Source organism: Candidatus Neomarinimicrobiota bacterium (genome assembly GCA_030743815.1).
Classification (GTDB): domain Bacteria; phylum Fidelibacterota; class Marinisomatia; order Marinisomatales; family S15-B10; genus UBA2146.
The window spans coordinates 1-12,596 of record JASLRT010000033.1; the positions used below are offsets into that span (position 1 = coordinate 1).

The 12,596-nt window shown below is 49.6% G+C and carries 14 protein-coding genes; all 14 read right to left on the reverse strand.

Annotation, left to right across the window (positions count from 1 at the left end; all coding sequences use genetic code 11):
- Positions 1 to 137 (reverse strand): NADH-quinone oxidoreductase subunit K (locus QF669_03035; GenBank protein ID MDP6456420.1); only part of this gene is annotated, 137 nt, incomplete at its 3' end.
- On the reverse strand, positions 137 to 637 hold the full coding sequence (locus tag QF669_03040; GenBank protein MDP6456421.1) for an NADH-quinone oxidoreductase subunit J: 501 nt from the start codon (positions 635 to 637) through the stop codon (positions 137 to 139). The genes QF669_03035 and QF669_03040, both read right to left, overlap by 1 nt.
- Positions 634 to 1,155 carry an NADH-quinone oxidoreductase subunit NuoI gene (gene nuoI / locus QF669_03045; GenBank protein MDP6456422.1) on the reverse strand — a complete coding sequence of 174 codons (522 nt, stop codon included), beginning with the start codon at positions 1,153 to 1,155 and terminating at the stop codon, positions 634 to 636. Before nuoI ends, QF669_03040 begins: the two co-directional genes overlap by 4 nt.
- Positions 1,156 to 1,159: 4 nt before the next feature.
- Positions 1,160 to 2,188 (reverse strand): NADH-quinone oxidoreductase subunit NuoH, encoded by a 1,029-nt coding sequence (gene nuoH / locus QF669_03050; GenBank protein ID MDP6456423.1) that lies wholly within the window; start codon positions 2,186 to 2,188, stop codon positions 1,160 to 1,162.
- Entirely contained in the window at positions 2,188 to 3,813 is a 1,626-nt protein-coding gene (locus QF669_03055) for a molybdopterin-dependent oxidoreductase (protein ID MDP6456424.1), read from the reverse strand. The genes nuoH and QF669_03055 overlap by 1 nt, the downstream gene beginning before the upstream one ends.
- The gene (gene nuoF, locus QF669_03060; GenBank protein ID MDP6456425.1) at positions 3,813 to 5,114 is read right to left on the reverse strand and encodes an NADH-quinone oxidoreductase subunit NuoF; all 1,302 of its coding nucleotides are present in this window, start codon (positions 5,112 to 5,114) and stop codon (positions 3,813 to 3,815) included. The genes QF669_03055 and nuoF overlap by 1 nt, the downstream gene beginning before the upstream one ends.
- Positions 5,111 to 5,602, reverse strand: coding sequence for an NAD(P)H-dependent oxidoreductase subunit E (locus QF669_03065; GenBank protein MDP6456426.1), 492 nt, complete (start codon positions 5,600 to 5,602; stop codon positions 5,111 to 5,113). The genes nuoF and QF669_03065 overlap by 4 nt, the downstream gene beginning before the upstream one ends.
- A complete protein-coding gene (gene nuoD, locus QF669_03070) occupies positions 5,599 to 6,801 on the reverse strand; it encodes an NADH dehydrogenase (quinone) subunit D (protein ID MDP6456427.1) in 1,203 nt (400 codons plus the stop codon). The genes QF669_03065 and nuoD overlap by 4 nt, the downstream gene beginning before the upstream one ends.
- Positions 6,802 to 6,810: 9 nt before the next feature.
- On the reverse strand, positions 6,811 to 7,320 hold the full coding sequence (locus QF669_03075) for an NADH-quinone oxidoreductase subunit C (GenBank protein ID MDP6456428.1): 510 nt from the start codon (positions 7,318 to 7,320) through the stop codon (positions 6,811 to 6,813).
- Positions 7,321 to 7,812 (reverse strand): NADH-quinone oxidoreductase subunit B family protein, encoded by a 492-nt coding sequence (locus QF669_03080; GenBank protein ID MDP6456429.1) that lies wholly within the window; start codon positions 7,810 to 7,812, stop codon positions 7,321 to 7,323.
- A gap of 115 nt (positions 7,813 to 7,927) precedes the next feature.
- Positions 7,928 to 8,293 carry an NADH-quinone oxidoreductase subunit A gene (ndhC, locus tag QF669_03085; protein ID MDP6456430.1) on the reverse strand — a complete coding sequence of 122 codons (366 nt, stop codon included), beginning with the start codon at positions 8,291 to 8,293 and terminating at the stop codon, positions 7,928 to 7,930.
- A gap of 85 nt (positions 8,294 to 8,378) precedes the next feature.
- On the reverse strand, positions 8,379 to 9,872 hold the full coding sequence (locus tag QF669_03090) for an NADH-quinone oxidoreductase subunit N (GenBank protein ID MDP6456431.1): 1,494 nt from the start codon (positions 9,870 to 9,872) through the stop codon (positions 8,379 to 8,381).
- Between the two features lie 6 nt (positions 9,873 to 9,878).
- Positions 9,879 to 11,426 carry an NADH-quinone oxidoreductase subunit M gene (locus QF669_03095; protein ID MDP6456432.1) on the reverse strand — a complete coding sequence of 516 codons (1,548 nt, stop codon included), beginning with the start codon at positions 11,424 to 11,426 and terminating at the stop codon, positions 9,879 to 9,881.
- A gap of 21 nt (positions 11,427 to 11,447) precedes the next feature.
- The coding region (locus tag QF669_03100; GenBank protein ID MDP6456433.1) for a proton-conducting transporter membrane subunit at positions 11,448 to 12,596 on the reverse strand (1,149 nt) is incomplete at its 5' end.

Here is a 12,596-nt window from a genome sequence, read left to right on the forward strand (position 1 = left end):
GCCAGATTGACCGCGTTCAGCATTAGCTCGATGGACATGAAGATCGTGATGGCATTTCGGCGAAAAAGAACTCCAAACACACCCACTGTAAAGAGCGCTAGGCTCAGGGTAACGACATGTTCCAGAGGTACAATCATTATATCTTTCGCTTGGCCAGATACACTGTGCCAATGAGAGCCACAAGGAGTAACAGCGAAGCCACTTCGAAGGGTAATAGGTATTTGGTGAAGAGCGCTTCTCCCAGTGCGTTCACCCCGCCGGCGACAAACGTCCCTTGAGGTTGATGCAAAATACCTGAATCGCTCAGAAAAATGAGCAAAATACCAAGGAAAAACACTATGACAAGAAAAAGTGACAGCCCTCGCTGTAAATACCTGAAATGTTCTTGAGCTTTCTCACGCCCGAGGCTCAGGAGCATGATCACGAATAGGAAGAGAACCATAATAGCACCTGCATAGATAAGAATTTCAAGGATGGCCAGAAAGTAAGCCTCCAGCAGCAAGAATATCACCGCCAGAGAAAAAAAACAAAAAACCAGCAGGACGGCACTATAGACAGCGTTTCGATTCAGTACCACCAGCAGCGCCGAAGTGAGAGTAACAGCTGCAAAAAAGTAGAAGAAAAAACTTCCTGTCATCCGCTCCTCAGCTCCTTTGCCTGATTTTGCTTCTGATAGTAATTTTCATTTTTTGTCATTTCGTACACTTCAAGCAGACCGTCTTTGTTCATCCACAGGCCTTCACGGCTGCTATTCGAGAAGTCATATATCTCCGTCAGTTCGATAGCCTGTTCAGGGCAAGCTTGCTCACAGAATCCGCAATAGATACACCTCAGAAGATCAATATCAAAACGGACCGGATAACGCTCCTTGCCGTCTTCCCACGGGGATGCTCCTGGCACGATATGGATACATCGCGAAGGACAGGCGGCGGCACACATTTCACAGGCGACACAGCGGATTCTGCCATTGGGACACTTATTGAGACGATGAAGACCGCGGTATCCTTCGGGTGGGATGTGCTTGGTATCAGGATACTGGATCGTCACTTTCTTCTGGAAAAAATGCCGTAAAGTCACCTTCAGACCGTTCAGCAAAGCCGGGATATATAGTTTATCCCAAAAGGTCGGTTCATATGATGTAACAATAGTAGCCATCAGTTTAGACTGTCAAGGTCAGGTATCCGGCGGTTAGAAAAATATTTACTAATGCCAGTGGAAGCATCACCTTCCAGCCCAATCTCATAAGTTGATCGTAGCGAAATCTTGGGAATGTCCAGCGAACCCAAATGAAGATAAATAGGAATAGCGCTGTTTTGATTACAAAAGCAATCACAGAAAGCAGAACACCCAAATTTCCTAACGCCGCTTCATTCAGCAGAGGAATATCCCAGCCCCCAAGGAAAAGGGTCACCGTCAGCGCTGAGGCGGTAATCACGTTGGCGTATTCTGCCATGTAGAACATGGCAAACTTGAGACTACTGTATTCCGTATGATAACCCCCGACCAGCTCCTGCTCAGCTTCCGTCAGATCGAACGGTAGTCGATTCGTCTCCGCATAGACAGCAACCACAAAGATTAGAAATGCTAGTGGCTGTTTGAAAACGTTCCACGACAGAAAATGTCCCTGTTGCTGAGTGATAATATCATTGAGCCTGAGGGAACCCGCCAACAGGATAATGCTGACAATGGCCAGTCCCATAGCAAGCTCATAGCTGATCAATTGCGCCGACGACCTTAAGCCGCCGAGAAGAGGGTATTTGCTGTTGGAAGACCACCCCGCCAGTACGATACCGTAAACGCCGACGCTTGTGAGCGCCAAGATATAGAGGATGCCAATATTGATATCTGCCACTTGAAGCTGGATCACCCGTCCAAAAAGGTGAAGTTCTGAACCAAAGGGGATAATGGCGAAAGTCATCAGGGCGGGAACGATAAGCATCACCGGCGCAAGAAGAAAAATAGGTTTGTCCACGCCGGCCGGGATGACATCCTCTTTCATCAGGAATTTTATGCCGTCAGCCACAGGCTGGAGCAGTCCCTTAGGCCCGACCCGGTTGGGCCCTAACCTGTTCTGCATAAAGGCGGAAAATCGTCTTTCCGCCAGAGTCATAACCATGACCGTCAACATTATTGCACCAAAGACCACCAGAGCTTTGACACAAATGATGATGAAAGTGACAGAATCCATTACGACGCCTTCACCTCGCCATTAGTAGAGAGTCCATAATCTCCGAGTCGGAACAGAGATACACCTTCATAAGCCGGAAAACGCTTCCCCATCTCCGCCAAGACTTCCCCCACACCGGAATAGGAAAGTTCCCGTTTGCCAACCGTATTCATCACCTCCATGATGATTGCCCAATCCGGCCTCGCCTTTCCCTTCAGCGGCATGGAAGGTATCAGCCACTGGATCCGACCCTTATCGTTGGTCAATGTCCCCTCTCGCTCGAATGGCGCCGGCCCCGGAAGAATAAGATGCGCCAGCTGAGCTAAAGGGGTCATGGCATAAGTTTGAACCGTCAGGAAATCCATCTTCTTGAGCACTTTATCCCACTCCTGCGTCAACTCCCTGTCTACGCCATCATCCAGCGCATACATCAGCCTGATTTTGTCTTTTTTCGCCCTGGTCAGAAAATCATCAGCAACGCTTGGGTAGAGATCCTTAAGACCTCGCCAGTTAGGGGAGCGGTCGCGGCTGATGCGAAAACCGGACTCGAATACCGTATCCGTTTCTTCCTCCATCGGAGGCAGAGCACCAACAACTGCCCGCTCTTTGAAAATATTATTCATCAGTCTGCCAAACATGAAAACTGTCTCATTCGTATGAAGCGGTGAAACGATTCCGCCAACGATTGGTTTATCTTCCCCCTTCTTTCTAGTAAAATTATCCAGCACCTCCTTTAAGGCGCCCTCCCAGCTAATGGCCACCAACTCATCGTTCTTGCGGATCATCGGTGAAGTGACGCGATCACATTCTTCAAAGCGATGGAAACCGTAACGACCGATATCACACATGAAATAGCCGTTCACATCATGATTTTCCCTGGAACTGACCCTAAAGATCCGATCGTCCTGATAATAGACATAGATGTTGCACCCTGTACTACAATCTTGGCATATGGACGATTGCCGCTCAAGATTCCAGATACGATTAGTGTGGATATAATCAGTACCCAGCAAGGCTCCTACGGGGCAGATATCAACCACATTGCCCGCCATAAGATTATGCAGGGGCTTCTCTTCCAGAATGGCGATCTCGGAAGAATATCCCCTGTTCTCCACAAACAGTTCACCTGTACCGGAGATCTGACGTGTAAACCTGACGCAGCGGGTACACATGATACAGCGGTTACGGTTAATCACAACTCCTGAGCCGAGATTTTCTCCCGGACTGACACGTTTATCTTCTTCAAATCGACTGTGAGAATTGCCGTACTTGAAGGTATAGTCTTGGAGGTCACACTCTCCTGCCTGATCGCAGACAGGACAATCGAGAGGGTGATTGAGTAAGAGAAACTCCAGAATGTTTTTTCTCTCCTGTTTCACAATATCACTCTGTGTGTGGACCACCATATCATACTTACCAGCGATCTTCCTGTCGGGCGGTGTGTTACCGATAGTCGTGTTACACGCAACCTGAAGCTTCGGCATCCCCTCGATCTGAACCATGCACATACGGCAACTTCCCACTATTTCGAGAGCGGGATGATAACAGTAGTGTGGAATCTCGATCCCCTCTGCCTTGGCTGCTTCCAAAACTGTTGTTCCGACTTCCACTTCGAATTCAGCGTTGTCTATTTTCACAAATGGCATCAGGCCACCACCTTCGCAACAGGAAGATAAGCGACAAACTCATCTTCAAACTTTTCAACGAAACTTCTTACTGGCCACGCCACTGCCTCTCCGAATGGACAGACCGTCTTGCCGAAGCTCCCCTTCGATAAGTCAATCAGTCCGCCAATATTATCTGTAATTTGCAGCAGCATATCAATGTCTTTGCGTGTACCTGCTCCCCGGTATAGCCGCATCAGTATCTTCACCATCCAGCTTGTCCCTTCCCGGCAAGGAGTACACTGTCCGCATGATTCGTGGGCGTAAAACCTGGCGATATTGAGACACGCCCGTACCATATCCACTGTCTCATCCATGACGATCACCGCGGCCGAACCGAGCATACTTTTCTTGGCCGCAAGTGCGTCGAAATCCATAGTGACGTCTTCACACTCTTCGGCTGTGAGCAGCGCGGAAGAAGAACCTCCGGGAAAGACAGCCTTCAATCGCTTGCCGTCCTTAACACCCCCGGCTCTCTCGTGGATAAGTTCTTGCAGTGGGATACCCATCGCCTCTTCATACACACCAGGTTTGTTGACCCGTCCGGACAGACAGAACAATTTTGGACCGGGACCGTTCTCAGGACCGATAGATCGGTACCAGTCGGCTCCCCTTTCAAAGATAGAGGGCAGATTGCACAGAGTCTCCACATTATTGACAATGGTGGGACTTTTAAGATAGCCCTCAATTGCCGGAAACGGCGGCTTGATGCGCGGGCATCCTCGCTTCCCCTCCAGAGATTCGATGAGTCCTGTCTCTTCGCCACAGATGTAAGCACCGGCACCGCGGTGGATGACGACTTCAAGATCATACCCCGACCCCAAAATGTCATCACCCAAAAGGTTGGCTGCGTAGGCCTCCGTAACGGCATTTTGCAAAACCTGATACTCATTGTAAAATTCGCCGCGGATGTAGATAAAGGCGCGGTGACAATTGATCGCGTAGGAAGCGATGACGATTCCTTCCAGCATCAGATGTGGCGTCTCATTCATGAGGAGTCGATCTTTGAAGGTGCCCGGCTCGCTCTCATCAGCATTGCAGATCAAGTAAGTCGGTTTATCTGAATCTTTCGGAATGAAATCCCATTTGACCCCCGCGGGAAAACCGGCACCGCCGCGACCCTTCAGATTAGACTTCTTCGTCTCCTCGATCACTTCGGCACGAGACATACTGGTCAGGGTCTTCTCAAGAGAGCGGTATCCTCCCACGCTTCGATATCCAGCCAATGTATGCGAATCTTCTCGGTGGATATGGGCTGTGAGAACAGGCTTAAATTGAGTCAAGGTAAAGTCTCCAGAAGTTGGTCAAAATCTTCTAATGACAGCCCTTCATAATAATCGGTATTGATTTGAACAACGGGAGCAGTACCGCACGATCCGAGACACTCCACTTTCATCAGGGTAAATTTCTCATCGGCCGTCGTCTCCCCTACAGCGATGCCGTATTTTCCGCATACATGGTCGACCAGTTCATCCGCGCCATTCAAGCTACAAGACAGCGTCTGGCATACCTGAAGGACGTATTTCCCCTGCGACTTTGTGTAAAGCGTGGTGTAGAACGATACGGTATCCATAATCTCGCCCGGATGAGCTTCAACGATCTCAGCGATGGCATCGATTGCTCCTTGAGTGACATATCCCTCCTGCGACTGGGCCAGATGAAGAAGCGGCAGCGTGGCCGAACGCTTATCGGGATATTGGGATAGAATATTTTCAACCAATTCAGGATTGACATATTCAAACGAATCTTTGTGAGAATTATTGTTGCTCACCTATCTAATTCCCCCGCGATGATATTCATACTCCCTAATATCGCCACAGCGTCTGAAAGCATCTGGTCCTTCATAATATGGGGAAAAATCGAATAGTTGATGAAGGATGGCGGTCTTGTTCTAACGCGGTACGGAGTTCGCCCCCCATCACTCACGATGTAGTATCCCAGTTCACCATTGGGCGCTTCTGTCGCCACATAGGATTCCCCCACAGGCGGTTCCATTCCGCGGTTCGGCATGGTAATCTCAAAATGGTGAATAAGTCCCTCGATGGAATTGTAGACCTCATCCTTCGGGGGAAGCGTAAACTTATGGTCAGGATCAATGTTGATATCACCGGAAGGCATTTGTTCGATAGCTTGACGGCAGATATTTGTACTCTGCCGAATCTCTGCCATCCGCACCAGATAGCGGTCGAACACATCGCCGTTCAACGCAATGATAACATCAAAATCGAAGTCGTTATAGCTGGAATAGGGTTCCTTGACACGAATGTCCCAATCTATGCCGGAAGCTCTCGCCATAGGACCGCTCAGACCGTAAGAAATAGCATCGTCCTTGGAGATTACGCCCACATCTTTTGTCCGGTTGTGCCAGATGCGGTTCCTGTTCAGGAGGGTTTCAATATCGTTCACCACCCCGTCCACTTGATCAAGGACTTTTGTAACTGCTTTGTCAAAATTTTCGGGTATGTCACGCATGAGACCACCAACGCGGGTGTAGCTTGTGGTAAGGCGGGTACCCGTCGCCATCTCGAAGAGGTCGTATATCTCTTCCCTCAGACGGAAACCATACAAGAAAACGGTGAAAGCGCCGATATCTACCGCCTGCATACCGATGGCCAGCAGGTGATCTGCTATACGGCTCAGTTCGCACATGAGGACGCGAATGACCTGTGCCCGCTTTGGCACCTCGATTTCCATCAGCTTTTCAGCTGAGAGAGCATAAGCCACGTTGTTGCACAGCGGCGAAAGATAGTTCATCCTGTCTGTAATAGTGATGTACTGGTTAAAATTGAGATCTTCTCCAAGTTTTTCAAAACCGGAATGGAGATAGCCGATTTCCGGAGTACATTTTATTACCATCTCACCGTCAAGCTCCATGATGACCCTTAAAGTTCCGTGCGTGGCAGGATGGGACGGGCCGAAATTGAGGACCATCTTCTCTGTCTCTAAAGATTTCCCAGTTGTATCAACCATAGTGCATTATCACTCTGCTTTACTCCCCCATCGCCTTTCGACGATCCGAAAATCTCTTCTCTCCCCCCTACCGACCCGCGGGTAATCTTTCCGCAGCGGATGATCTTTATAGTCATCTGGATTTAAAATTCTGATGAGGTTGGGATGTTCTTCGAATTTGATACCATAAAGGTCAAAAACTTCTCTTTCTTGCCAGTCTGCCGTTTTCCAGAGCGATTCCGCCGAAGGTATGACAGGATTATCCTGCGCCACATAAGCCTTCACCACCACCCTTTCTATCTTTGAATGCGAAAGCAGATGATAGACAACAGCGAAGCGCTCATGGCCGCCGAGCGTAAGGTTATCCACCGCCGTGATATCGGAGAGAAAGTTGAATTCAGCGTCGCGCAGAATTCGCAGGACGGGAAGAATACTCTCTCCTTTGATATGGAGTACCGCCTCACCGCCCACCTCGGAAACTTCAAGCAGAGAATCGGAAATCTCGTCTCTTACAGATTTGAGGATTTTCTCCAGCGTCATCTATTCCACCGCCGGCACCGAATAGTCAGATATCCGCTCCTTCTCCACCAGCCGCTGCAGTTTCATCAGGCCGTCCACAACACCTTCGGGCCGAGGAGGGCATCCGGGAACATACATGTCCACAGGGATGAACTGGTCTATTCCCTGGATGACGCTGTAAGTATCGAAGACACCGCCGCTGGAGGCGCAAGCCCCCATGGAGATAACCCACTTCGGTTCAGGCATCTGTTCGTAAATCCGGGTAAGAACAGGCATCATTTTGATAGAAATCCGCCCGGCAACGATGAGGAGATCGGACTGTCGTGGAGAGAATCTAATGGCTTCAGCTCCGAAGCGGGCCATATCCGTTCGAGCGGCTAGTACCGCCATAAATTCGATTCCGCAACAGGCGGTACCAAAAGGCATGGGCCAGAGCGAATTCTTGCGGCCCCAGTTGATCGCACTCTCCACTGTCGTGGTCAGGATGTTGGATTTCAAATCCCGCTCAGACATCGTGAGTGAGGATTGGGGATTGCGTATTACAGATTTCCACTGTTAAGCCGCAAGTCCAGCACAAGCACCGTTTTTCTCTCAGATTCATCGCTTCCCCCTGCAAGCCGCACTTGGCTCATTCCCACTCCAAAGCGCCCTTCTTCCAGACGAAAAGATAGCCGAACGTCAGAATAGCCAGGAACACCACCATCTCAAAGAAGATGAAAGAACCGCTCGATAAAAACTGTCTGTATACGACAGCCCACGGGTAAAGAAAAACTATTTCTATATCGAAGATGATGAACAGGAGAGCAATGATGAAATATTTTACTGAGAAACGGATGCGCGTTTCACCTATCGGATCGACCCCTGATTCATAGGGCATCAGCTTGACAGGATCCTTAATCCTCGGACCGATAAGATGCGTTAGAACAAGGGTGACGATGCCGAATCCGGCAGCGAGGATAAAAACTACAAGGATCGGTAAATAGTTCTCAATCATGACTAAGGGTTTAGACGGCTTTCTCGAAGATGCTCATGTCCCCTCCCGACTCGCCAAATCTAAGTTGCTCGAGAGTGGGGAAAATTTACATCCTCACTACAAAGAACATCAAGGAATTGTGGACCCAGTCCGCAACCGGAGCCCAGTATATACCAAAAAGTAGCGTGGGGATACCCAAGCCTACGAGCAGTACGGCTGAAAGCCTGGGTGGAAAGTACAGCTCAGTCTGAGTCTCACCCTCGAAGTACATCTTTTTCATCACCCTCATATAGTAATACAATGAGACGACACTGTTAAGTACTCCCAGAACGGCAAGCCAATAAAACTGGGGTCCTGCCTTAATGAGGGCAGCGAAGAGATAGAATTTGCCGATGAAACCGGCTGTGGGTGGTATCCCTGTGAGGGAAAACAGAAAGAGTGCCATCAAGCCCGCAAGAAATGGAGACTTGAAACCGATACCGCTGTATTCGTCGATGAGTTCAGTACCGAACTTATTAGAGACAATAATTGCTATCAGGAAAGCACCAAGCTGCATGAACAGATAGACAACGATGTAAAAGATTATGGCATAGACCCCATCCTGTGATAGAACCGGTACCGCCATGAGGATATAACCGGCGTGGGCAATGCTGGAATAGGCAAGCATGCGTTTGATATTATCCTGCTGGATCGCCACCAGGTTGCCGAGGGTCATGGTGATGGCGGAGATGACCATGATCAGGTGCTGCCACGGTATCCCTTCCATCATCTGCCACACCGCCATATTAAGTGAATCTCCCACACCCAGTAGTGAATTGAAAAATCTGACCAGCAGAGCGAAGCCGGCGGCCTTCGGCGCCACAGAGAGGTAAGCGGTGATAGGGGTCGGCGCCCCCTCGTAGACATCAGGCGTCCAGAAATGAAAAGGGACGGCCGAAATCTTGTAGCCGAATCCAGCCATGATGAGGATTGAAGCGGTAGTGAGCGTGAGAGTAGCCTCATCTCCAGCCAGCGCCAAAGCGTCCGCTATCTCGAATACTTTCGTAGTCCCCGTTAGACCGTACAACAGACTGAGGCCGTATAGCATCAGCCCGGAGGAGAACGCTCCGTAAATGACGTACTTAAGCGCCGCCTCATTGGATCTCACCTGACTCTTCAGGAATCCCGCCAGGATAAATGAAACGATACTCACCACTTCAATCGAGAGGTAGACCATGATGAGATCAACGCTGGAAGCCATGAGCGACATGCCCAGCACCATCACCGCCAGCAGAGTAAAGTATTCTCCTGTTCTCACCTGTGACAGTTCATCCGTCTGCATTGACATCAAGATGACAATAACTGTAGCGATCAGGAAAATAAATTTGAAGATTCGGGAAAACGGGTCGAGGGCAATTGAGTTCAGAAACAGACTGTTCACCTCATCCGCTGGTGACAGCCAGAGAGCGGTAAGAGCCACCACCAGGCCACCCAGTACCCAGTATCCCACATTGCGGGATTGATCTTTTGAATAGAACAGATCGGCGAGAACGGCTATCATTATCGTCGCCACAACAATCAGTTCAGGCACGAAATAGGCTACGCTCTGGAAATTGTCCATAAGTCCTTAGAAGAGAGCCAGTAGAGAACTTTGCTGAACGATACTGATGAGATTAGCCATGGTCACCTTCATTACGTTTAGGACCGGTGTCGGATAAATGCCCAATAAGATGACTATACTTGCAAGGGGAACGAGTGTGAATATCTCCCTGCCGTTAATCTCCGGCATGTCGGCATACTTCTCATTCAACTTGCCCAGGAAGATGCGCTGATACGACCATAGGAAGTAGGAAGCGTTGAGAAGAATACCAATTGTAGATGCAATAACAATAGTTTTGTAAACGGGAAAGGCACCTATGAAGCAGAGCGCTTCGCTGATGAATCCTGAAAGGCCGGGCAATCCGAGACCGGCAAACCAGGCGACAGCCACAATCCCGGCATAGATGGGCATCTGTGTTGCAAGTCCGCCGAATCCGTCGATGTTGCGGTGGTGGGCGCGGTCATATACAACACCCACCAGGATAAACAACATGGCTGTAATAGTGCCGTGATTGAACATTTGAAGAACGGCTCCGTTCATTCCCGCCTGGGCCGCTGCAACGTTGCCATCATACCTGGCCCCCGCGGCCACAACGGCAGCCATTCCCAGCATTACGTAACCCATATGGTTAATACTTGAGTATGCCACCATTTTCTTCAGGTCTGTCTGAGCCAGCGCACACAGGGCGCCCCAGATAATGTTGATCAAAGCCAGAACCGCCAGCGCCGTAGCAAACCAGACCGCGCCATCCGGGATCATTGGATAGCTGATTCTGAGCATTCCGTAGGTCCCCATCTTTAGAAGGACACCCGCCAGGATGACGGAGACGGCCGTGGGCGCTTCCACATGAGCCAACGGCAACCACGTGTGAAACGGAAAGACGGGTACTTTAATAGCAAAAGCGATGAACAGCATTATCCATACTACCTTCAGACCACTGAAGCCCCACCACGAAAGCGTCCCCAGGGCTGTTGGAGCTACTGCCATCAGTTCTACCATATTGAACGTCCGACCACAAGCAAAATAGAGCGCCAAGATGGCGATCAGCATGAGGACAGAACCTGCCAGTGTATACAGAAAAAACTTAATAGCCGCGTATTCGCGCTGGGACCCGCCCCACATTCCGATAAGGAAGTACATGGGGAGAAGCACCACCTCCCAGAAGATGTAAAACAGAAAGAAATCGAGGGAGAGAAATACACCCATCATGCCCGCATCAAGCATGAGAAAGAGGGCAAAATACCCCTTCACCGCCTTGCCGATGTTCCAGCTGACGAAGATGCAGAGGAAGGAAAGCAACGCCGTTAGGAAAACCATCGGCAGACTGAGGCCGTCCACACCGAGAAAATAGGAGATATTGAACGACGGAATCCAACTCAGATGTTCCTGAAATTGAAAACCACTGCTGTTGCGATCAAACTGCATCCAGAGCAAAATTGCCAGCCACAGCTGCAGACCGGTAGCAACCGCGGCAATAATCTTGATCACATTCTCCTTTTCACGAGGAATGAGCGTAATGGCGATCATGCCGATCACCGGCATCCAGACAGTCCAGCTTAAAATGTTCCAATCCATACTTTCAGATTCCTTCCTTGTCTACATCACTTGAAAGACAAAAATGAGGATAATTCCTCCCAAAACCCATACCAGATAGTTCTGCACTTTTCCCGTCTGAATCAGGCGCAGCGTCCGGCCGAAGAACAGGGTAGAATCCCCGACACCATCAACTATCCGCTGATCGAGCACATCGTAATCCCACCGGATTCCCACAAGCCTGGAGAGCCTTTCAGTGACCCTGCCGATGCCGTTAATGATATATCTGTCATACAAGTCCCAATCGATGAATCCGATAATCTTGGAGAAAACAACTGTAGGACCGATAAGCAATTTCTGATATATCTCATCGATGAAGAATTTGTTGAAAGACAGTTTATACGGTAGGGCAAGCCGTTCCGCCAACCGTTCGGCAGAGAGTTGTTTCTTGAGATAGATAACAACAGCGAGTGCAATGCCCGAGAGGGCCACCAGAATAGAAAGAGCCATAGCCAGATTGTGAGCATGGTGCATCCCTTCGGCGATTTCATGGGCGGACGGGTTTGCACCTCCCGGAACGACAGAATCCCGCGCTACGACTAATTCTGTAAACCACCCCGCATCGGAAAATGGATTCAGATGCGGTAGTGTATAGAAGAGAAAGATCGATAGCGTCGCCAGAATAATCAGAGGCGTTGTCATGACAGCTGGCGATTCGTGAATGTAATGGCTGACCTCCTCCCGGGCGGCTTTGCCGTGGAAAGTCATGAAGATAAGCCTGAACATGTAAAAAGCTGTCAAAAGGGCTGCACCAAAACCGAATACAGCAAGGAGGAAGTGCTGTGGATGGTGCGAGGAGAAAGCAAGTGTTCCCGCAAGGATGGCATCCTTGGAAAGAAATCCTGATGTGAAGGGGATTCCAGCAAGGGCCACCGTGCAGATAACCATGCTCCAATAGGTTGTTTTCATCCCCCCTTTCAAGCCGCCCATATTGCGCATATCCTGGGGATCAGACTCATGGTCATTAAGTTCATCATAAGCGTGATGCATGGCGTGAATGACGCTGCCGCTGCAGAGAAACAGTCCTGCCTTGAATGCAGCGTGCGTCACCAAATGGAAGAAGCCAACTACATAAGCTCCGACACCTATGGCCATAATCATATAGCCGAGCTGGCTTAAGGTAGAATAAGCGAGGACTCGTTTGATATCGTT

Excerpts from the sequence above, each read along its gene's own strand:
- QF669_03075 (MDP6456428.1), bottom strand. The coding sequence starts at position 7,320 with ATGACGCTGGAGAAAATCCTCAAATCTGTAAGAGACGAGATTTCCGAT.
- nuoI (MDP6456422.1), bottom strand. The coding sequence starts at position 1,155 with ATGGCTACTATTGTTACATCATATGAACCGACCTTTTGGGATAAACTA.
- nuoH (MDP6456423.1), bottom strand. The coding sequence starts at position 2,188 with ATGGATTCTGTCACTTTCATCATCATTTGTGTCAAAGCTCTGGTGGTC.
- QF669_03095 (MDP6456432.1), bottom strand. The coding sequence starts at position 11,426 with ATGGATTGGAACATTTTAAGCTGGACTGTCTGGATGCCGGTGATCGGC.
- QF669_03040 (MDP6456421.1), bottom strand. The coding sequence starts at position 637 with ATGACAGGAAGTTTTTTCTTCTACTTTTTTGCAGCTGTTACTCTCACT.
- ndhC (MDP6456430.1), bottom strand. The coding sequence starts at position 8,293 with ATGATTGAGAACTATTTACCGATCCTTGTAGTTTTTATCCTCGCTGCC.
- QF669_03090 (MDP6456431.1), bottom strand. The coding sequence starts at position 9,872 with ATGGACAATTTCCAGAGCGTAGCCTATTTCGTGCCTGAACTGATTGTT.
- QF669_03080 (MDP6456429.1), bottom strand. The coding sequence starts at position 7,812 with ATGTCTGAGCGGGATTTGAAATCCAACATCCTGACCACGACAGTGGAG.
- QF669_03055 (MDP6456424.1), bottom strand. The coding sequence starts at position 3,813 with ATGCCATTTGTGAAAATAGACAACGCTGAATTCGAAGTGGAAGTCGGA.
- nuoD (MDP6456427.1), bottom strand. The coding sequence starts at position 6,801 with ATGGTTGATACAACTGGGAAATCTTTAGAGACAGAGAAGATGGTCCTC.